Annotated in this window: 17 protein-coding genes and 1 tRNA gene; 5 read left to right on the top strand and 13 right to left on the bottom strand. The window is 70.4% G+C overall.

What is annotated here, in order from left to right; all coding sequences use genetic code 11:
• Positions 1 to 176 precede the first annotated feature (176 nt).
• Positions 177 to 1,499 carry an adenylosuccinate lyase gene (purB, locus tag A37W_RS0103270; RefSeq protein WP_018301595.1) on the bottom strand — a complete coding sequence of 441 codons (1,323 nt, stop codon included), beginning with the start codon at positions 1,497 to 1,499 and terminating at the stop codon, positions 177 to 179.
• 100 nt (positions 1,500 to 1,599) lie between these two features.
• On the opposite strand from purB, the gene A37W_RS0103265 reads away from it, so the two are divergent.
• Together A37W_RS0103265 and A37W_RS0103260 are read left to right on the top strand one after the other, a co-directional pair.
• Complete coding sequence (locus A37W_RS0103265) at positions 1,600 to 2,628, top strand: sodium:calcium antiporter (RefSeq protein WP_018301594.1); 1,029 nt, start codon at positions 1,600 to 1,602, stop codon at positions 2,626 to 2,628.
• Between the two features lie 10 nt (positions 2,629 to 2,638).
• Positions 2,639 to 3,373, top strand: a complete 735-nt coding sequence (locus A37W_RS0103260) for a heme-dependent oxidative N-demethylase family protein (protein ID WP_018301593.1) — start codon at positions 2,639 to 2,641, stop codon at positions 3,371 to 3,373.
• Positions 3,374 to 3,437: 64 nt separating this feature from the next.
• On the opposite strand, the gene A37W_RS0103255 is transcribed toward A37W_RS0103260, so the two are convergent.
• The 3 genes from A37W_RS0103255 to A37W_RS0103245 all read right to left on the bottom strand — a co-directional run bounded on the left by A37W_RS0103255 (position 3,438) and on the right by A37W_RS0103245 (position 6,292).
• Positions 3,438 to 4,211, bottom strand: a complete 774-nt coding sequence (locus A37W_RS0103255) for a hypothetical protein (protein ID WP_018301592.1) — start codon at positions 4,209 to 4,211, stop codon at positions 3,438 to 3,440.
• 293 nt (positions 4,212 to 4,504) lie between these two features.
• A complete protein-coding gene (gene glnA, locus A37W_RS0103250; RefSeq protein WP_018301591.1) occupies positions 4,505 to 5,911 on the bottom strand; it encodes a type I glutamate--ammonia ligase in 1,407 nt (468 codons plus the stop codon).
• A 42-nt stretch (positions 5,912 to 5,953) separates the two neighbouring features.
• Positions 5,954 to 6,292, bottom strand: coding sequence for a P-II family nitrogen regulator (locus A37W_RS0103245; protein WP_018301590.1), 339 nt, complete (start codon positions 6,290 to 6,292; stop codon positions 5,954 to 5,956).
• A gap of 165 nt (positions 6,293 to 6,457) precedes the next feature.
• On the opposite strand from A37W_RS0103245, the gene A37W_RS0103240 reads away from it, so the two are divergent.
• The 3 genes from A37W_RS0103240 (at position 6,458) to tig (ending at position 9,793) form a co-directional block, all read left to right on the top strand.
• The gene (locus tag A37W_RS0103240; RefSeq protein ID WP_018301589.1) at positions 6,458 to 8,119 is read left to right on the top strand and encodes a bifunctional ADP-dependent NAD(P)H-hydrate dehydratase/NAD(P)H-hydrate epimerase; all 1,662 of its coding nucleotides are present in this window, start codon (positions 6,458 to 6,460) and stop codon (positions 8,117 to 8,119) included.
• A 103-nt stretch (positions 8,120 to 8,222) separates the two neighbouring features.
• Positions 8,223 to 8,307, top strand: a tRNA-Leu gene (locus tag A37W_RS0103235).
• 154 nt (positions 8,308 to 8,461) lie between these two features.
• The gene (tig, locus tag A37W_RS0103230; RefSeq protein WP_018301588.1) at positions 8,462 to 9,793 is read left to right on the top strand and encodes a trigger factor; all 1,332 of its coding nucleotides are present in this window, start codon (positions 8,462 to 8,464) and stop codon (positions 9,791 to 9,793) included.
• Between the two features lie 624 nt (positions 9,794 to 10,417).
• Here the strand turns inward: tig and A37W_RS0103220 are convergent.
• The 9 genes from A37W_RS0103220 to purL form a co-directional block, all read right to left on the bottom strand.
• Complete coding sequence (locus A37W_RS0103220) at positions 10,418 to 11,767, bottom strand: methyl-accepting chemotaxis protein (protein WP_018301586.1); 1,350 nt, start codon at positions 11,765 to 11,767, stop codon at positions 10,418 to 10,420.
• Positions 11,768 to 11,831: 64 nt separating this feature from the next.
• Complete coding sequence (locus A37W_RS0103215) at positions 11,832 to 13,130, bottom strand: PQQ-dependent sugar dehydrogenase (protein ID WP_018301585.1); 1,299 nt, start codon at positions 13,128 to 13,130, stop codon at positions 11,832 to 11,834.
• A 106-nt stretch (positions 13,131 to 13,236) separates the two neighbouring features.
• Complete coding sequence (locus A37W_RS0103210) at positions 13,237 to 14,028, bottom strand: PGN_0703 family putative restriction endonuclease (RefSeq protein WP_018301584.1); 792 nt, start codon at positions 14,026 to 14,028, stop codon at positions 13,237 to 13,239.
• 78 nt (positions 14,029 to 14,106) lie between these two features.
• Positions 14,107 to 16,065 carry a bifunctional 2',3'-cyclic-nucleotide 2'-phosphodiesterase/3'-nucleotidase gene (locus A37W_RS0103205; protein ID WP_018301583.1) on the bottom strand — a complete coding sequence of 653 codons (1,959 nt, stop codon included), beginning with the start codon at positions 16,063 to 16,065 and terminating at the stop codon, positions 14,107 to 14,109.
• A gap of 656 nt (positions 16,066 to 16,721) precedes the next feature.
• Positions 16,722 to 17,081, bottom strand: coding sequence for a Grx4 family monothiol glutaredoxin (grxD, locus tag A37W_RS0103200; RefSeq protein ID WP_018301582.1), 360 nt, complete (start codon positions 17,079 to 17,081; stop codon positions 16,722 to 16,724).
• A 53-nt stretch (positions 17,082 to 17,134) separates the two neighbouring features.
• On the bottom strand, positions 17,135 to 17,371 hold the full coding sequence (locus A37W_RS0103195; protein WP_018301581.1) for a BolA/IbaG family iron-sulfur metabolism protein: 237 nt from the start codon (positions 17,369 to 17,371) through the stop codon (positions 17,135 to 17,137).
• Positions 17,372 to 17,439: 68 nt separating this feature from the next.
• Entirely contained in the window at positions 17,440 to 17,898 is a 459-nt protein-coding gene (locus A37W_RS0103190; protein ID WP_018301580.1) for a hypothetical protein, read from the bottom strand.
• Between the two features lie 63 nt (positions 17,899 to 17,961).
• Positions 17,962 to 18,405, bottom strand: a complete 444-nt coding sequence (locus A37W_RS0103185; RefSeq protein WP_018301579.1) for an SRPBCC family protein — start codon at positions 18,403 to 18,405, stop codon at positions 17,962 to 17,964.
• Complete coding sequence (gene purL / locus A37W_RS0103180; protein ID WP_018301578.1) at positions 18,402 to 20,564, bottom strand: phosphoribosylformylglycinamidine synthase subunit PurL; 2,163 nt, start codon at positions 20,562 to 20,564, stop codon at positions 18,402 to 18,404. Before purL ends, A37W_RS0103185 begins: the two co-directional genes overlap by 4 nt.
• Positions 20,565 to 20,579: the final 15 nt, after the last annotated feature.

The raw sequence follows: 20,579 nt of genomic DNA, 5'->3' as shown, positions 1-20,579 counted from the left end.
GGGCTCCTTCGCGGTCTAGATGACGCAGCGTTACCACAGTCGCGCCGTCCGACCTAGACGCGGCACCTCTCACGGATGCGTGAAGGGGCACGGCATCCGCCGCAGCAGCCGGGGGTGGTCCCGCCGGCGCCCCGGGCCACGCACAGGGCGCAGCCCGGGACGGTGCATGCGGCCGCCTAGATCTCGCGGTCGGGCTGCTTCTCGAACACCCGGGCGAAGATCGTGTCGACATGTTTCGTGTGGTAGCCGAGGTCGAACTTCTCCTCGATCTCGGCGGGGCTGAGCGCGCGGGTGACGTCCGGATCGGCGAGCAGCTCCTCGCGGAAGTCCGCGCCGTTCTCCCACACCTTCATCGCGTTGCGCTGGACCAGGGAGTAGGCGTCCTCGCGGCTGACGCCCTTCTGGGTGAGGGCGAGGAGGACGCGCTGGCTCATCACCAGGCCGCGGAACTTCTCCATGTTCCGCATCATCGCCTCGGGGTAGACCACCAGCTTCTCGATCACCCCGGCGAGGCGGTTCAGCGCGAAATCGAGGTGGATGGTCGCGTCCGGCCCGATGCCGCGCTCGACCGAACTGTGCGAGATGTCCCGCTCGTGCCACAGCGCCACGTTCTCGAGCGCCGGGGTCACGGCGGACCGCACGAGGCGGGCGAGGCCGGTCAGGTTCTCGGTCAGGACCGGGTTGCGCTTGTGCGGCATCGCGGACGATCCCTTCTGGCCGGGCGAGAAGAACTCCTCGGCCTCCAGCACCTCGGTCCGCTGCATGTGGCGGATCTCGGTCGCGATGTTCTCGATGGAGCTGGCGACGACGCCGAGCGTGGCGAAGAACATCGCGTGCCGGTCGCGCGGGATCACCTGGGTCGAGATCGGCTCGGGCCGCAGGCCCATCTGCTTGCAGACATGGCTTTCCACCGCCGGGTCGATGTTGGCGAAGGTGCCGACGGCGCCGGAGATGGCGCCGGTCGCCACCTCCCAGCGCGCCTTCTCCAGCCGGTTCCGGTTGCGGTCCATCTCGGCGTAGAAGCGGGCGAAGGTCAGGCCCATCGTCGTCGGCTCGGCATGGATGCCGTGGCTGCGGCCGATGCGGACCGTGTCCTTGTGCTCGTAGGCGCGGGCCTTGAGCGCGGCGAGCAGGCGGTCGACGTCGGCGATCAGGATGTCGGCGGCGCGGGTCAGCTGGACGTTCAGCGTGGTGTCGAGGACGTCGGACGAGGTCATGCCCTGGTGGACGAAGCGCGCCTCCTCCGACCCGATATGCTCGGCCAGATGGGTGAGGAAGGCGATGACGTCGTGCTTGGTCACCGCCTCGATCTCGTCGATGCGGGCGACGTCGAACTCCACGTCCTTCGCGCGCCAGACCGCCTCGGCGCTCTCCTTGGGGATCACCCCCAGCGCGGCCTGGGCGTCGCAGGCGTGGGCCTCGATCTCGAACCAAATGCGGAACCGCGTCGCCGGCTCCCAGATCGCGGTCATCTCGGGGCGGGCGTAGCGGGGGATCATGGCGCGGACCTTTCGCGGGCAGGGCGGACGGTCGGGGTCTAGACCCGGGGCGGCTGGCGGGCAAGCGGACCCGTCAGGCGCCGGGGCGCGTTGGCGAGCGATGATCGCCTCCCTCGCGACACCGTGGCTCCTTGGCGTGCTGGCCGTCTGCGCCGTCATCATCCTCGTCCTCGGGACGCGGATGGTGCGGATCGCGGATCGCCTCGCCGACATGACCGGCCTCGGCGAGGCGATGATCGGAGGCATGCTGCTGGGCGCCGCGACCTCGCTGTCGGGGACCGTCGTGTCGGTCTCGGCGGCGCTCGACGGGCGCGCCTCGCTGGCCTTCTCGAACGGGGTGGGCGGGATCGCGGCGCAGACGGCGTACCTTGCCATCGCGGACGTGCTGCATCGCAAGGCGAACCTCGAACACGCCTCGGCCGAGGCGACGAACCTGTTCCAGTCGGCGCTGCTGGTGTTCCTGCTGTCGATTCCGCTGATCGCCTGGGCGGGACCGGACTGGACGTTCTGGTCCATCCACCCCGCCTCGGTCCTGCTGGTCGGGGCCTATATCGGCGGCATGGTCCTGACCCGAGAGGTGAAGGCGCGCCCGATGTGGCGGCCGCGGCAGACCGACGACACCCGGACCGACGATCCGGAGGAGGAGGTGGACAGCGGCAGCGCCCGCAGCGTCGGCGTGCAGTTCGTGGTCCTGATGCTGCTGCTCGGCACCACGGGCTGGGTCATCTCGCAGGCCGCGGTGGAGGTGGTCGGGCGGTTCGGCGTCAGCGAGACGGTGGTCGGCGCGCTGGTGACGGCGGTCATCACCTCGCTGCCCGAACTGGTGACGACGGTCACGGCCGTGCGGCGGGGGGCGATGCAGCTGGCCGTGGGCGGGATCATCGGCGGCAACACCTACGACGTGATCTTCCTGGCCCTGTTCGATTCCAGCTACCGCGACGGCTCTCTCTACCACGCTGCGAGCCGGGCCGACCTGCTGTGGCTCGGCGCGGGGTTCGCGATGACCGGCCTTCTGCTGCTGGGACTGATCCTGCGCGAGCGCGAGGGTCCGTTCCGGATCGGGACGGAAAGCGTGATGATGCTGCTGGTCTACGGCGGCGTCGTTGCCTTGTCGCTGGGGGTCGGGTAGCCGGAGGACGATGTCCGTCTACTCTCCGCCCGTGCCCGATTTCCAGCGGGCCGCCGCCGCCGCGCCGCTGCCACGGATGACGGCCGTGGCCGAGGCGGACTGGTTCAGGATCGACGCGAGCTACGCCGCGCAACTTGCGGAAAAGGCAGGGATCATCGACGCGCACGGGGCGGCGGCGCTCGACGCCCTCCCCGGATCGGAGGCGGCGCAGGATGAGCTGCTGGACCTGGCGCTGGGCTGGATGGCGCGGCGGGACGGGTTCGACGTCCGGGGCGACGCGGTCGTGCGGCCGGACGGAGTCCGCGTCGCGGTGGAGCGCGGCGCGCCGCTCCTGACGCTGTCGCGGCTGGTGCAGGAGGATGTCTGCCTGATCGAGCGGCGCGACGGGGCGCAGGTCCTGACGGCGGCCATTCTCGGCTTTCCGTCCGGCTGGACGTTGAGCGAAAAGCTGGGGCGGTCGATGAACCGCATCCATGCGCCGGTCCGGGCGTGGGACCAGGCCGTGTCGCGCCGGGCGGGCCGGATCTTCGACAACCTGCCGCCGGGCCGTATCCTCGGCCGCGCGAACCTGCACCGCGAGACCTGTTCCGACCTCTGGATGGCCCGCCGCGAGGCCGAGCCGAAGCCCGACCGGGCGGGGACAGAGGCGCGGTGGGAGCGGAGCGAGTGGCAGACGCTGCGGCGGCTCCCGCGAACCGGCGCTCTCGTCTTCACGATCCACGTCTCGGTCGTGCCGCTGGGCTGAGCCAAAAAAGCGGCCCGGTCGCGATGCGCCGGGCCAGGGTCTCGGGAGGCGTTCGAGAAGTTTGTCAGCCGACGGCGAACGCGCGCGCGGCGGTCGGGGCCTGCGTCAGCCAGAGGGACATGCCGCCGAGCGAGATCGCCACGGCGAGCGGACCGCCGAGGGCTGCGGCGCGTCCGGCGGTGCCCGCATGCGCGAGGCCGGCGCGGCGGGAGCGGAGGCCCCGCACCAGCGCCTCGCGCAGGGCGCGGGCCTCGTCCACCATCGGCGCGGTGGTCTGCGGAAGGTCGTTGGCGGCCGCGGCGGGGCGGGCGCGGCGCAGGCCGATCGACCCGGCCGGGCGCACCCGACGCGGCCGCGGCGGGATGGCGGGACGCGCGGTAGCCGGGGCGTTCAGGCCGAGGAGGGTCTCGAGGTCGGCGGCCGGCGCAGCTTCGCCGTGGGGCGTGGTCCCGCCAGACAGGGCAGGCAGCGACGCGAGGTCCAGCGGTCCCTGCAGATTGTGCCAGGTCTCCCGGTCGGCGGCATGGCGCCTTGCGATGCGCCGCGCGATGGTGCGGGCGACGTCGTGGGCGCGGTCGGCGCGGCTGCCCTCCAGCGGAACGGCGCTGACGACGACGCGGCGGCGGAAGCCGTCGCCCGCCTCGGTGTCGCTGGCGAGGGTGATGCGCGTTCGCGGCAACGCAAGATGGACGAGGGTCGGCGCCTCGAACACCGGTTCCGCAACCGGACCGAGGCCGGCGAGCGCCGCGGCCAGGTCCGCGACGACCCGGTCAAGGCAGAGCGCGGGGTCGCGCCGGAAGCCAAGCTCGATCGCCACGATGTCCATCCTGCCCGTCATCTCGTCCGTCCTCCCGGCGCAGCGGCCCTGCTGCTGTCGAGCCTCGGAATGACGGAGGATGGGGACAGCAATGCGGGAGGATTGGGATCATTTCTGGAAACGATGCGGGTGTGGCGCCGGGTTTCCGCCACAAAGACAGTCGCGGCCTGACGTCGACAATTGTCGCGCGTCCCGCGATTGCAGGGCTCGACCCGGCAACAATGGGCCGTCACCGGCTCGATTGGCGCAAGCGGCACGCCAAGAACAGAGGGCGCCCGCCGGGCGCCCTCCGCATTGTTTCCGCCCACGCGGAGTCAGCAGGAATAGTACATCTGGTACTCGATCGGGTGCGGCGTGTGCTCGTAGGCGTAGACTTCTTCCCACTTGAGCGCCATGTATCCCTCGAGCTGGCCGCGGGTGAACACGTCGCCCGCCAGCAGGAACTCGTGATCGGCCTCGAGCGATTCCAGCGCCTCGCGGAGCGAGCCGCAGACGGTCGGGATCGTCGCCAGCTCCTCGGGGGGCAGGTCGTACAGATCCTTGTCCGAGGACGGGCCGGGGTCGATCTTGTTCTTGATGCCGTCGAGGCCGGCCATCAGCAGCGCCGAGAAGGCGAGGTAGGGGTTCGCCGCCGGGTCGGGGAAACGGGCCTCCACGCGCTTCGCCTTCGGCGATTCCGCCCACGGGATCCGGACGCAGCCAGACCGGTTGCGGGCCGAGTAGGCGCGCAGCACCGGCGCCTCGAAGCCGGGGATCAGGCGCTTGTAGCTGTTCGTGGTCGGGTTGGTGATCGCGTTCAGCGCCTTGGCGTGCTTGAGGATGCCCCCGATGTACCACAGCGCCTCCTGGCTGAGGTCGGCATACTTGTCGCCCGCGAAGAGCGGCTTGCCGTCCTTCCAGATCGACATGTTCACGTGCATGCCGGTGCCGTTGTCGCCCTTGATCGGCTTCGGCATGAACGTCACCGACTTGCCGTAGGCCTGCGCCACGTTGTGGATGACGTACTTGTACTTCTGGATCTCGTCGGCCTGCTTGGTCAGCGAGCCGAAGATCAGGCCGAGTTCGTGCTGGCAGGACGCGACCTCGTGGTGGTGCTTGTCCACCTTCATGCCCATCCGCTTCATGGTGGACAGCATCTCGGAGCGCATGTCCATCGCGTCGTCGACCGGGTTCACCGGGAAGTAGCCGCCCTTGACGCCCGGGCGGTGGCCGGTGTTGCCGACCTCGTACTCGGTGTCGGTGTTCCAGGCGCCGTCGATCGCGTCGACCTGAAAGCTGACCTTGTTCATGGTGACCGAGTAGCGCACGTCGTCGAACACGAAGAACTCGGCCTCGGGGCCGAAGAACGACTGGTCGCCGATGCCGGAGGCCTTGAGGTAGGCCTCGGCCCGCTCGGCGGTGCCGCGGGGGTCGCGGTCATAGGGCTCGTTGGTGTCGGGCTCGAGGACGGTGCAGTGCAGGCACAGCGTCTTCTCGGCATAGAAGGGGTCGATGTAGGCCGATTCAGGATCGGGCATCAGCTTCATGTCGGACTGGTCGATCGACTTCCAGCCGGCGATCGACGAGCCGTCGAACATGAACCCCTCGTCGAGGAAGTCCGCGTCCACCTGGTCGGACATGACGGTGACGTGCTGCAGCTTGCCGCGCGGATCGGTAAAGCGGATGTCGACGTAGGCGACCTCCTCGTCCTTGATCGTCTTCAGGACGTCGTTCTTGGCCATAACGTTCCCCTATGGTCTGGTCTCTTGAGTTCTGGTGCGGCGTCAGAGGGCGTCTTCGCCCGCCTCGCCGGTGCGGATGCGGATCGCCTGCTCGATCGGCGAGACGAAGATCTTGCCGTCGCCGATCTTGTCCGTCTTGGCCGCCGCGATGATCGCGGCGATGGCGCCGTCGACCTGGTCGTCGGACAGGACGACCTCGATCTTCACCTTGGGAAGGAAGTCGACCACGTACTCGGCGCCGCGATACAGTTCGGTGTGGCCCTTCTGGCGACCGAAGCCCTTCACCTCGACGACGCTGAGGCCTTGCACGCCGACCTCCTGAAGCGCTTCCTTGACCTCGTCGAGCTTGAACGGCTTGATGATCGCCTCGATCTTCTTCATGGACGACGACTCCCTCATCGGTGCTACGGGGCGTGAGACCATTTATGGCCCGGTGTCACAATCGGACGGGTCAGGGATCGCACGCGGGGGCGGGGGAATCCAGAGGCGGCGCCCGGATCGCGGGCAACGTGCCGCCGATTTGGGCAGTTTGGAAACGGAGGCCCGATGACCACGTTGATGACCGCCGCCGAAATGCGCGCCGCCGAGCGTGCCGCCAGCGACAGGGGCGACGCAACCGGCCTGGAGCTGATGGAGCGGGCGGGGCAGGGGGTGGTGAACGCCATCCTCTCGGCCTGGCCGGAATTGGCCGAGGGTGTGCCCCATGCGGTCGTGCTTTGCGGGCCCGGCAACAACGGCGGCGACGGGTTCGTCGTCGCGCGGCTCCTGAAGGAGCGGGGATGGGAGGTCGAGGTCTGCTTCTTTGGCGACGCGGACCGACAGCCGCCGGACGCGAGAAAGAACGCGACGCGGTGGTCCGCGCAGGGACCGATCGGTTCGTTGAGTCAGGCGGGGGAAGGCATGCGGCCCGCGCTCCTGGTCGACGCGCTGTTCGGCATCGGGCTGTCGCGACCCATCCCGCTTGAATGTGCAGAAGCGTTCCATGCGGTGCGGGAGCGGTCCGGCGCGGAGCCGTGCCGGGTGGTGGCGATCGACGTGCCGTCGGGAATGGACGCCGACAGCGGCGCCTGGCTGCACCCGGACCTGCCCGACCTGCTGGACGAGGCGCTGGACACACCCGATTTCTTCTGGCGCGAGATCGCCTCGCGGACGTTGCCCTGCGACCTGTGCGTGACCTTCCACCGCGGCAAGGTCGGCCACTGGCTCGCCGGTGACGACCTGGGGCCGCGTCGTCCGGTGATCGTCGATATCGGCCTCGGCGACCGGGACGGTCCGGAAACGGTGCGTCTGGTCGCGCCGGCGCCGGACGCGCCGGTGGAGGAGCTGCGCGACTGGCTGCAGGTGGCGGCCTTTCCGCATGTCGGCGGGGGGCAGCACAAGTACGACCGCGGCCATGTCCTCGTCCTCGGCGGCGGGCCGGGTCACGGGGGCGCGGGGCGTCTGGCGGCGCGGGCGGCGCTGCGGATCGGCGCAGGGCTGGTGACGCTGGGCGTGCCGGCGAAGGCGATGGCAGAGAACGCGGCGCAGCTGACATCGATCATGCTGCGCGAGATCGGCGACGCGAACGCGCTGCGCAAGGTGCTGGAGGACGACAGGCTGCGCGCGGTCTGCCTCGGCCCCGGCCTCGGCATCGGGGCGGGGACGCGCAAGCTGGTCGCCGCCGCCCTCGCCGGGCCGGACGACGACGAGCGGCGGCGCGCGGTGCTGGACGCGGACGCGCTGACGTCGTTCGCGGACGACCCGGACGCCCTCTTCGCGCTGCTCCACCCGAACGCCGTCCTGACCCCGCACGAGGGCGAGTTCGCCCGCCTGTTTCCCGACCTGTCGGAGACTGCGCGGCGGGACACGTCGGCCGCGCCCTCCCTGTCGAAGGTCGAGGCGGCCCGCACGGCGGCGCGGCGGGCGGGGTGCACCGTGCTGCTCAAGGGACAGGCGACCGTCATCGCCTCGCCGGATGGCACGGCGTCGATCAGCGCCGCGATGTACGACCGCGCGGCGCCCTGGCTGGGCACTGCGGGGGCGGGAGACGTTCTTGCCGGGATGATCGCCGGGCTTCTCGGCGCCGAGGCGGCCCCGTACCAGCTGCACCGCATGGTCGAGGCGGCCGCCTACCTGCACGTCGAGTGCGCTCGCGCCTTCGGCCCGGGGCTGATCTCGGAGGATCTGCCCGAGGCGCTGCCGGGCGTGCTGCGGCGGATCGGCCTGTGACGTCGCGCGGCGGGACCGCTCGTCACGCAAGCTGGGCGCTGGCCGGCCATCGCCCCGCTTTTCTCTCGCCGCGCGCCCGCGGCTTTGCTAAGCCCCGGCCCATGCGGGTGTGGCGGAACTGGTAGACGCACCAGATTTAGGTTCTGGCGCCGCAAGGCGTGGGGGTTCGAGTCCCTTCACCCGCACCACTCGGCGGCCCGGCGTCCGGTCCGCCGCGATCCGGTTCGGACGCCCCCTTGCGCCGCAGGGAGGCCCCGCATAGAAGGCCCTCCATCCTTTCCGGGCCGCGCTCGCCGCGGCTTTCGCCCCATGCCCGACAGACACGACGAAGGACGCCGAGAGATGCAGGTCACCGAGACCCTGAACGACGGACTGAAGCGCGGCTACGCGATCAAGGTGACCGCGGCCGAGCTGGAGGACAAGGTCACCCAGAAGCTGAAGGAAGCGCAGCCCGACATCGCTATGAAGGGCTTTCGCAAGGGCAAGGTGCCGCTGTCTCTCCTGAAGAAGCAGTACGGCCCCCGCCTCCTCGGCGAGGCGATGCAGGAGAGCATCGACGGCGCCCTGCAGGGCCACCTCGAGCAGTCGGGCGACCGCCCGGCCATGCAGCCCGAGGTCAAGATGGCCAACGACGACTGGAAGGAAGGCGACGACGTCGACGTGACCGTCGCCTACGAGACGCTGCCCCAGGTGCCGGACGTCGACTTCTCCACCATCGAGATCGAGCGCCTGACGGTCGAGCCCGACGACGCCGCGGTCGACGACGCGCTGAAGAGCCTGGCCGAGAGCGCGCAGAGCTTCGAGGACCGCAAGAAGGGCTCCAAGGCCAAGGACGGCGACCAGGTCGTGATCGACTTTGTCGGCAAGGTCGACGGCGAGCCCTTCGAGGGCGGCGCCGCCGAGGATTACCCGCTGGTCCTGGGCTCCAACTCGTTCATCCCCGGCTTCGAGGACGGCCTCGTCGGCGTGAAGGAGGGCGAGGAGAAGGACGTCACGGTGACCTTCCCCGAAAACTACCAGGCGCAGCATCTGGCCGGGAAGGAAGCCGTCTTCTCCTGCACCGTGAAGGCGGTGAAGGCGCCGAAGGCGGCCGAGATCGACGACGATCTCGCCAAGCAGTTCGGCGCCGACGACCTCGAGGCGCTGAAGGGCCAGATCCGCGAGCGGCTGGTGACGGAGTATGCCGGCGCGTCGCGCGCGGTGGCCAAGCGCACGCTGCTCGACCGGCTGGACGAGGCGGTCTCGTTCGAGCTGCCGCCGAGCCTGGTGGACGCCGAGGCGAACCAGATCGCCCACCAGCTGTGGCACGAGGAGCATCCCGACCACCACGGCCACGACCACGAAAAGATCGAGCCGACGGACGAGCACCGCAAGCTGGCCGAGCGCCGCGTGAAGCTGGGCCTGCTGCTGGCCGACGTCGGCCAGAAGGCCGAGGTCAAGGTGACCGACAGCGAGCTCACCCAGGCGATCCTGACGCAGGCCCGGCAGTATCGCGGGCAGGAGCGGCAGTTCTTCGAATACGTCCAGCAGAACGCGGCCGCCCGCCAGCAGATCCAGGCGCCGATCTTCGAGGACAAGGTCGTCGACCACATCTTCGAGAACGCGAAGGTCAGCGAGAAGTCGGTGACGAAGGACGAGCTGCAGGCCGCGGTGGAGAAGCTTGAGGAGGAGTGATCCGCCCGGACGCTCTCCGACCTTGATCGAGGAACGGCCGCGCCCCCCGGGGGCGCGGCCGTTTCCTTTTCCGGCCGGTGTCCGTCCTGGTTCGGAAGGCTCGGCGAACCGGTATTCGGATGACGACGACAACGGCAACATGGAGCCGCGGATCGTCCTAACCCGTCCGTCGAACGGCATCCTCGACGTCTGGGTCGGCACCCACGACGGCAGCTACTGCAACCCCGAGCTGCGGCTGGAGACGTTCTGAGCCGCGTGACACAGCGTTGCGACGGGCGAGGCCGCACCGGAGTCGGGATAACCCGACCGGGGGCCGCCAGGCCCGCAACCCAAGTCCCGCAGGTCCGGCAGCACCGACCGCGGCGGGGCCGCCACTCACGGAGCCGGAAGGGAAGGGGTCGCCCGTGCGGGCGGCCCCTTTCGTCGTTCAGGCCGCCGGCGGTCAGGCAAGTGCGGCGGGCAGCTGCTGAGCTGAACGCGGGACTCCGCCAGCGGCCCGGGGCCTTTGCCTGAGCGTCAGCCCGAATGCCCGCCGCGCGCCTGCGGGCGCTTCGACTCTCCGTCCGACGCATCGTCTCATCGTTCCGTCCAGCTCCCGCCGAGTTGCATTCGAACCAACGCGGGTCAGCTCGCCAGACGCTGGGGCAGTGCCGCGTTATCGGACTGCGCGGCGGGGTGGAACTTGAAGCGTCTCACCTCGTCCGCCAGGGCGCCGCTGTCGTCGTTGAGCAGCTGGCTGGTCTGTGCCGTGTCCTGCACCATCGCCGCATTGTTCTGGGTGACGCTGTCCAGCTCGCCGATGGCGGCGTTGATCTCGGCCAGGGTCGTCGATTGCTCCGTCAGGGTGGCCGAGACCTCGCCCACGCGGTCCGAAATGGCTCCGACGCCCTTGAAGATGCGGTTCAGTTCGCTGCTCGCCTCGGCGACGAGGTCCACGCCCTGGGTGACGTGGCCGGCGCTTTCGTCGATCAGACCCTTGATCTCCCGCGCGGACTCCGACGAGCGCTGCGCCAGTCCGCGCACTTCGGACGCGACGACGGCGAAGCCGCGGCCCGCCTCTCCCGCGCGGGCCGCCTCGACCCCCGCGTTGAGGGCGAGGAGGTTGGTCTGGAAGGCGATGTCGTCGATCACCTTGACGATCTGCGAAATCTTCTCGGACGAGGTCTTGATCTGATCCATCGCCATCGTGACCTTGCGCACCAGCTCGTCGCTGCCCTCGGCGGCCTTGCGCGTCTCGCGCGCCGCGTCGGTGACGTCGCGGGCGGTCCGCGCGGCGGTCGAGGCGCCGGAGGTCAGCTCGTGCACCGCCGCCGCCGTCTGCTCCAGCGTGGCGGCCTGTGTCTCGGTCCGGTTGGACAGGTTGTTCGCGGCCGTTCCCAGCGAGGCGGCCCGGTCGTCGATCCGCCCGGCGATCCCGGCCACGCGTCCGACCATGGCGCCGATCTGATCGGCGGCTTCGTTGTAGGCGCGGATCAGCTTGGACATTTCCTGCACGTCGCTGTCGGGCAGGCGGTGGGTCAGGTCGCCCTCGCGCAGGTGGTAGAGACCGCGGGCGAGGTTGGTGACGAGTTCCAGCCGGAAGGTCACGTCGCTGGCGACCTTGACGACCCGATCGATGGTCCCGTTCCCGTCCCGCACCGGCGCGTAGGTTGCCTGGATCCAGATCCGGCCGCCCGACTTCGTCTTGCGGGGGAAGCTGTCGGAGATCGCCTCGCCCGACTGAAGCCGGGTCCAGAAGTCGCGATAATGCTCGCTGTCCTTGAACGCCTCCTCGACGAAGATCGAGTGATGGCGGCCCACGATCTCGTCCTCGCGATAGCCGAGGGCGTCGCAGAAGTTCTTGTTGGCCTTGAGGATCGTGCCGTCCGGCTTGAAATGGATGACGGCCTGGGTGGCGTCGACCATGCTGAGCAGCGCGGCATCGGAATTGTCAATCGTGTCGGGCGCGTCGGCCCGGTTGCGGAACAGGAACATGCAGTTACCCCGGTGCGAGTCGCCCGCACCATCGCACCGGGGGATTAACCGAAGCTGAAGCGCCTCAGGCGCCCGCGATGCGCCAGATCACGTTGCCCACGTCGTCCGCGACCAGAAGCGACCGGGCGTCCGCGCCGACCGCCACACCGACCGGGCGGCCGTAGGACCACTTCTCGTCCTCCGACAGGAATCCGGTCAGCAGGTCGCGCGGCGGACCGGACGGCTTGCCGTCCGAGAACGGCACGTGGATGACGCGGTAGCCCGACAGGGTGGCGCGGTTCCACGAGCCGTGCTGCCCGATCGCCATGCCCGCCGGCACGCCCGGCAGCGTCCCCTCCGGCACCCAGGCGAGGCCGAGGCAGGCGGTGTGGCCGCCGAGCGCGTAGTCCGGCGTCAGCGCCTTGGCCACCATTTCGGGGTTCGCCGGCACGCGGTCGTCCACCACGCGGTCCCAGTAGCACCAGGGCCAGCCGTAGAAGGCGCCGTCCTTGACGCTCGTCAGGTAGTCGGGCGGCGTCTCGTCGCCGAGGCCGTCGCGTTCGTTCACCACGGTCCAGAGGGCACCGGTCGACGGCTCCCAGGCGAGGCCGACGGGGTTCCGCAGTCCGCCGGCGAAGATGCGCTGGGTGCCGGTGGCGAGGTCGATCTCGTGGATCGCGGCGCGGTCCTCCTCGGCCTCCATGCCCATGTCGCCGATGTTCGACAGCGAGCCGACGCCGGCATACAGCTTCGTCCCGTCCGGCGAGGCGAGGAGGGAGCGGGTCCAGTGGCCGCCGGGCTTGAAGCTGGCGACCGGGCGGCCGGGGCCCTGCAGCCGCGTGGCGCCCTCGGCGTGGTCGAAGGCGAGGACGCCGTCGGTGTTGCCGACGTAGAAGGTGCCGTTCACCAGCGCCATGCCGAAGGGCTGGTTCAGCCCCTCGCGGAAGGTGTGCCGCTCCTGCGCGACGCCGTCCTTGAGGCCGCGGTACAGGGTGATCCGGTTTGCCGAGGTGCCCATCGCGCCCGCGCGGGCCATCGTCACCTGCGCGGCGTAGTCGAAGGCCGATTTCGGCTTGCCGCGGGCGGGAATCGCCTCGGCCACGAGCGTGTCGCCGTTCGGCAGGACCTCGATCCAGCGCGGGTGCTGCAGGTCGCGGGCGAAGGCGGTGACCTTCAGGCCCGGTGCGGGCGTGGGGCGATGGTCGCCCTCCCAGCCCTTCGCCGTCGGCATCTTCAGCGTCATCACCCGCTGCTTGCGCGCCTCGGGGATGTCCGGGGCGCCGCCGACGGCGGGCGGGCCGTCGTGTCGGGTGAAGCGGCGGGCGCGGATCGCGGCCGCGCCGATGAGGGCGACGCCGCGGGCGGCGATGTCGGAGATGGCCATGTGCGGGCTCCCGGATCTTTTGCAACGGTCGGCACCGGAGGTAGAGGCAGCGGGCGGCGAAGTCCATCGGAACGGCCGATCGTTGATCGGCGGTTCGACGGCGGCCTCATGCAGCCCCGTCAGCCCTTGCTGGCCTGAAGACCTCCCGGACCGCGGTCGCGTGATCGGCGACCGCACCGCCCTTCGCTGCCCATATCGACAGCAGGGTGTCCCACGTCATCGCGTGGAAGACCGGCTCCGCTCCGGCGAGCCGGTGCGAAAAGTCGGCCACCTCCCGGCGATGGCGGCTCAGCCGTTCCGGAAGGACGGGCCGTCCGTCCGAGAACGCCGTCGGCTCGGCGTAGAGGTAGAGAAGGACGGGGCGCAGGCCGAGCCGCCCGGCCTCGGTCGCGAGGCCCAGCGCGTGCTTGCACAGCTGCGCCACGTCAAGCTGCCTGAACCCCGAACCGCCCTCACGCACGGCGTCGCGCACGGCCTGGTAGTGTTGGCTCCCGTCCGGCCAGTCGTGGGTCCAGTAGGTGTCGGCGAACGACCCCGACTTGCCGGGCCGATAGGGTTCGTACCGCTTGGATTCGACGCCGACGAGGACGTGGTCCGTCCGGATCGCGGCGTCCAGCCATGGATGCCGCCCGCCCCTCCACGGGAACCGCATCTCGCGCTCGATCTGCACCGAGCGCACCGGGCCGTCGACGAGCCCGGGAATGGCGGGGAAGTCGGTGGGCCGCTTCAGGAAGTACCCGAACCCGTTCGCGGCGAGCGCGGCGGAGCTGTCGGGGTTGAGAAACTTGCCGCTGGCCATCTCGTTGCCCGGCGACCGTGCGAACGCGGCTCGAATCTCGTCGGCGGGGAGGTGGTCGAGCAGACCGTCGCGCAATCTCGAATCCGCGGGGTACGTCATCTCTCGACCGCACTTTCGAGATGATATGGCATGGTCCCGCCCGAGGGTGGGGGCGGCCCGAAGGCCGCCCCGTGGTCGTCAGAGCAGGATGCGGAACCGGGCGAAGCCGTCGGGGCCGTCGCCGGCGGGCTCGATCCGGATGTTCGGGACCGCCTCCATGTACTGCGCGCCGCCGGGGCCGGTGTCGAAGAGGACGGAGGTCCCCTCCATCGGCGCGAAGCTCCAGTTGCCGTCGGCCGAGGGGCTGACGGTGCCCTGGTCGTTCAGGTAGCGCACGATCACGTCCCGGTTGGTGTCCGGGCCCTCGAAGATGATCGTGTCGCCCTGGGCGCCGGGGAAGTTGCCGCCGCCGGAGGCGCGGTAGTTGTTCGTCGCGACGACGAACTCCTGGGCCGGGTCGATCGGCTCGCCCTGGTAGGTGAGGTTGACGATCCGGTTCGCGCCCTCGTTCACAACGTTGCCGTCGCGGTCGAACCGGTTCGGCTGGGAGAGGTCGATCTGGTAGCTGACGCCGTCGATCACGTCGAAATTGTAGGACGGGAAGTCCGGGTTCAGCAGGACCTGGTCCGCTTCGCCGGGCGTGATCTGGTTGAACATGCCGGCCGAGCGCTCCAGCCAGTCCTTCACCTGCTGGCCGGTGATCCGCACCGCCCGGACGGTGTTGGGATAGAGGTAGAGGTCGGCGACGTTCTTGATCGCGACCGGCCCCGCGGCGACGTCGGTGTAGTATTCCGGGCCGCCCCGGCCGCCGGCCTTGAACGGCGCCGCGGCGGAGAGGAGCGGCAGATCCGCGTGCTCGCCGCCCGCCAGTTGCTGCTCCAGGTACCAGAGCTGCGCGTTCGAGACGATCTGCACCGACGGGTCGTCCGCGACGAGCGCGAAGTAGGAGTGCAGCGGCGCGTCGGTCTGGCCGACCTCGGCGCGGACGTAGGCGAGGGTCGCCTCGTGCTCTTCCTCGGTCGCCTCGGTGACGGCGGCCACGTTCTCGACGAGCGGGGTGATCGAGCGGTCTTCCTCGCGCTGGAAGATCGGCCGCGCCTCGACCATCGCGTCGGCGACGCGCCACGAATTGCCGTCCCGCTCCAGCATCAGGTCGATCAGGCCCATGTGGCTGCCCCAGAAGCCGGCCATGACGCCGGGCTTGCCGCCGATCGTGCCGGCCTCGACGTCGACGCCGGGCCAGTCGGCGTAGTCGGGGCCGGGGAAGACGAGGTGGCTGTGGCCGGTGAGGACGGCGTCGATGCCCTCGACCTCGGCCAGCGGGATCGCCGCGTTCTCCATCATCGGCTCGTGCTCGGCCGCGCCGATGCCCGAGTGGGCGAGGGCGACGATGATCTCGGCGCCTTCCTCGCGCATCCTGGGGATGTAGGCGCGGGCGGTCTCGACGATGTCGCGGACCTCGACCTGGCCTTCCAGGTGCTGGCGGTCCCAGGTCATGATCTGCGGCGGGGTGAAGCCGATGAGGCCGATCCGGATCGGGAAGCTCTCGCCCGAGCCGTCGGTCAGCTCGCGGTCGAGGATGACATAGGGCGGGACCAGCGTCTCGTCCTCGAGCGGCGTGGCGCCCATCGTGGTGACGACGTTGGCGAGCACGATCGGGAAGGCGGCGTCGTCGACGGACTTCATCAGGAAGTCGAGCCCGTAGTTGAACTCGTGGTTGCCGATGGTGCCGGCGTCGTAGTTCAGGACGTTGAAGGCCTCGATGATCGGATGGACGGTCTCGTCGTCCATGCCCTTCTCGTAGGCCATGTAGTCGCCCATCGGGTTGCCCTGCAGGAAGTCGCCGTTGTCGAGCAGGAGCGAGTTCGTCGCCTCGGACCGGATCTGCTCCACCAGCGCGGCGGTGCGGGCGAGGCCGACCGTATCGACCGGCTGGTCCGAGTAGTAGTCGTAGGGCCAGATGTGCATGTGGATGTCGGTCGTCTCGAGCAGGCGCAGGTGGGCCTGCCCGGCCTGGGCGCGGACCGAGAAGGGGTGCATCGCGAACGCGGCCGAGGTGCCGGCGAGGAAGCCGCGGCGGGTCAGACGGATGGCCATGGGTGTCTCCCTGTTGTCGTTGTGAGTCCATCGGACGCCTAAAGCGCGTCGATGACAAGCGCGTGGCACTCCAGTCCTTGCGGCAGGGGGAAGCGGAGACCGGTCCGTGCCCGCCCGACTGGCAGAGGGTCAGGCGGCGCGGCCGCGGGCGCGTGGTGCTGGCGAGGCGCGGCACGAGATCCGCCGGGACCGGCGCGACCGGGGTGCCGTCGAGCGGGATCGAGAGATGTCTCAGGGGCGGCGCCGGCACGATGGCGTCGGCGACGAGAACGCCGACGCCGACGGTCGCGATGACGAGTTGCGATGACGAAGAGCGAAGATGCCCCTCACCTGCATGCATTGCGCCGTCTGCCTCGGTGGGCCGCGAACGCGCGCTGACGAGGTCACCGCGACCGGCAGGCCGACGGAGCCGAGAGCGAGTTGCGTGGATGACACCGGCCGGGCGCTGGATGCCCGTCGCCTCCCCCTGGCGTCTTCGCGGCCGGGGGAGAATCCTTCGGCGGACGTCGCGCCTGCGCCGCAGGGTCGGGGAGGATCATGAGGCCGGTGTCGCACCTCGGCGCGCCGACCCTCGCGGCCATCCGTCCGCGGCGCGTTCGATAACAGAGCCCCCGCGCGGCGGGCGTGGCCGCAGGCGGGGGCTCAGGTCGTGCCGGTCAGCCGTTGGCTTCTCGGATCTTGTCCGCCGCGGCCTTGTCGAAGGAGATGCCCTTCGACTCGAACAGCTGGTCCAGCTCGCCCGACAGCGTCATTTCGGTGACGATGTCGCAGCCGCCCACGAACTCGCCCTTCACGTAGAGCTGCGGGATCGTCGGCCAGTCGGAATAGTCCTTGATCCCCTGACGTATACCGTCGTCGGCGAGGACGTTCACGTCGGCATACTCCACGCCCATGAAGTTGAGCACGCCCGCGACGCGGGAGGAGAAGCCGCATTGCGGCATCGCCTTGGTGCCCTTCATGAAGAGAACCACGTCGTTGGCGTCGACGGTGGTCTTGATCTGGTCCTGAGCGGTCATCTGGCTGTCCTTCTCGGCCCGCGGCGACGCCGGGGCGGTGCTGGTGTCTGTCGTCAGTCCGGCGCGCGGGTGGTCAGCGCCAGCGCATGCAGCTCGCCCGCGGGGCCGTCCATCTTGCCCTTGAGCGCGGCATAGACGGCGCGCTGCTGCTGGACCCGGTTCATGCCGCGGAAGCTCTCGTCGATCACCTCGGCCGAGAAGTGCGCGCCGTCGTCGCCCTCGACCCGCACCTCGGCGGCGGGAAAGGCGTCGCGGATCATGTCCTCGATGTCGTGGGCGGTGATCGCCATGGCGGGCTCCCTCGTCTGCGGTGGACAAGGTATTGCGCCGGGCTCGCGCCTTCAAGCGGGGGAGGCCCTCAGGTCTCGTTCCCCGACAGCAGGACCATCAGGGCGCCGGGCGCGTCGGGGTCCGGCGCCACGCGGATCGCGGCGTAGGGCCAGCCCGGAAGCGAGATGTCGGCGCCCGTCAGGCCCACCGGCGGCGCCTCCGGCCACCAGTCGGCATCGGTGTAGCCGCGGGTGTCCTCGGCCGGGGGCAGGGCGGCGAGGTCCGCGCCGAGGAGGTCGCCGAGGGTGGCGAGGCCCTCCGGAGTCGCGGCGAGGCGCGACTGGAAGAACGCGTCCTGGAAGCCGCCGTCGAGGTGATGCTGCACCTCCACCCCCTCGGGCGCTGCGAAGCCGAGCGCCGCGGCAAAGGCGGCCGCGGCCTCCGCGCCCTCGCTCTCCTCGTCGCAGCCGAGAAAGCAGAAGGCCGGCGCGGCGGCGGGCAGGAGAGCCAGGCAGACGGCGAGCGCGGCGGGACGGAGGAGGGGCATGCGGCACCGGTCAGGGCGATCTGCCGCGACGCTAGGCCGGCGGCCACGCCGGCTCAAGCCGTCTCAGGCAGTCCCCTGTGCGAGGATCCTCGCCCGGCGGCGACCGCGGATCGTGTAGAGAATGCGCGCCCAAAGGGCGAGGAGCGGCGTCGCAGGGCCCGCGTCGATGTCGATCGTCTCCTCCATCCGGGCGCCGTTCGGGTGCGGCCGCACCTCGAGCCGGTGGGTCCAGCGGCGGACCCCCGCGCCCGATTCCTCGGACCGAAAGCGCATGCCCGCATCGTCCAGCTCCGCCACTTCCATGCGGTAGCGCTGGGGCGGGAAGCGGCCGAACAGGCGGACGACGGTGTCGAACCTGTCCCCTTCGGCGATCCGCCCCTCACGGGGAACGCAGTCGTCGAAGGTCACGAGGCCGGCGCAGACCCGGCGCAGGTGGCCGAGGTCCGTCGCGCTCTGCCACAGCCGGTCCGGCGAGACCGCGAAATCACGGACGAGGCGGACCCTCATGCGCCGAACAGCGCCGGGAACACGCCGCGCCAGGCCTCGGTCAGTTCCGCCATCGGTGCGCCCTGGTCGCCGAGGCGGAGGTCGCTGCCGCCGAACGCGCCGACCCGGGCGAGGGGGACGCCCGCCGCCGCGGCCGCTGCGAGCAGCGCCTCGGCGTCATCGGGGGCGGCGGCGATGAGGTAGCGGGCCTGGTCCTCGCCGAAGAGCGTCGGCAGGTCGCCGGCGTCCAGCGCGACCCCGGTCCCACCCGCCTCGGCCATCTCGAACGCCGCGATGGCCAGGCCGCCGTCCGACAGGTCGGTGCAGCCGCCGATCCGGGCCAAGTTCTCCCGCACGAAGTCGCCGTGCGCCCGCTCGGCCGACAGGTCCACCGCCGGCGCGTCGCCCGCGTCGCGGCCCATCACGTGCCAGAGCAGCGCCGACTGGCCGAGGTGGCCGTGGGTCGTCCCCAGCAGCAGCGCCACGTCGCCCTCCCGCGCCGCGCCGCCGATCAGGCGGTCCGCGCTCGAGATCAGCCCGACGGCGCCGATGGTGGGCGTCGGCAGGATGCCCGAGCCGTCGGTCTCGTTGTAGAGGCTGACGTTGCCCGACACGATCGGCATGGCGAGCGCGCGGCACGCCTCGCCGATGCCCTGGATGGCGCCGACGAACTGGCCCATGATCTTCGGCTTCTCGGGGTTGCCGAAATTGAGGTTGTCGGTCGCGGCGAGCGGCGTCGCGCCGCAGGCGGTGAGGTTGCGGTACGCCTCGGCCACCGCCTGCTTGCCGCCCTCGACCGGGTTCGCGGCCACGTAGCGCGGCGTCACGTCCGAGGTGAAGGCGAGCAGCTTCGGCGTGCCGTGCACGCGCACGATGCCCGCGCCGCAGCCCGGCGGGCGGACCGTGTCGCCCATCACCTGCGTGTCGTACTGCTCCCACACCCACGCCTTGTGGGCGAGGTCGGGGCTCGTCAGCAGCACCGTCAGCGCGTCGAGCGCAGGGATGTCCGGCACCTCGGGGACGTCGGTGCGGCGCGGCCCCGGCTCCCACGGGCGGTCATATTCCGGGGCGGAGGAGGAGAGTTTCGACAGCGGCAGATCGGCGACGATCTCGTTGCCGTGGAGGATCAGGAACCGGTCCTCGGGGATCGTCTCGCCGACGATGGCGAAGTCGAGGTCCCACTTCTCGAAGATCGCCCGCGCCTCGGCCTCCTTTTCCGGCTTCAGCACCATGAGCATCCGCTCCTGGCTTTCCGACAGCATCATCTCGTAGGCGCTCATCGCCGTCTCGCGCTGCGGCACGCGGTCGAGGTTGAGGCGGATGCCGAGGCCGCCCTTGTCGCCCATCTCGACGGCCGAGCAGGTGAGGCCGGCGGCGCCCATGTCCTGGATCGAGATCACGGCGCCGGAGGCCATCAGCTCCAGGCACGCCTCCAGCAGGCACTTCTCGGTGAAGGGGTCGCCGACCTGCACGGTCGGGCGCTTCTCCTCGATCGTGTCGTCGAACTCGGCCGACGCCATCGTCGCGCCGCCCACGCCGTCGCGGCCGGTCTTGGCGCCGAGATAGACGACCGGCATGCCGACGCCGGACGCGGCGGAGTAGAAGATCCTGTCCGCGTCCGCGAGGCCGGCGGCGAAGGCGTTCACGAGGCAGTTGCCGTTGTAGGACGGGTGGAAGCGCACCTCGCCGCCCACGGTCGGCACGCCGAAGGCGTTGCCGTAGGCGCCGATCCCCTCGACCACGCCGTTGATGAGGTGCCGCGTCTTGGGATGCTCGGGCACGCCGAACGACAGGGCATTCATCGCCGCGATGGGCCTGGCGCCCATGGTGAAGACGTCGCGCAGGATGCCGCCGACGCCGGTGGCGGCGCCCTGATGGGGCTCGATGTACGAAGGGTGGTTATGGCTCTCCATCTTGAAGACCACGGCCTGTCCGTCGCCGATATCCACGACGCCCGCATTCTCGCCGGGGCCGCAGATCACCTGGGGGCCAGAGGTGGGCAGCGTGCGCAGCCACTTCTTCGACGATTTGTAGGAACAATGCTCGTTCCACATCGCGCTGAAGATGCCGAGCTCGGTGAAGGTCGGCTCCCGGCCGAGGATACGCAGGACCTCGGCGTACTCGTCCGGCGTGAAGCCGTGCGCCGCGATCACCTCCGGCGTGATGTCGGGTTCGGTCATGCGCGTGTCCCCAAA

This window comes from Wenxinia marina DSM 24838, from assembly GCF_000379485.1.
In the GTDB taxonomy this organism is placed as follows: domain Bacteria; phylum Pseudomonadota; class Alphaproteobacteria; order Rhodobacterales; family Rhodobacteraceae; genus Wenxinia; species Wenxinia marina.
Note: the sequence above shows the minus strand (reverse complement) of the source record. Positions and strands in the feature narration are given on the sequence as shown.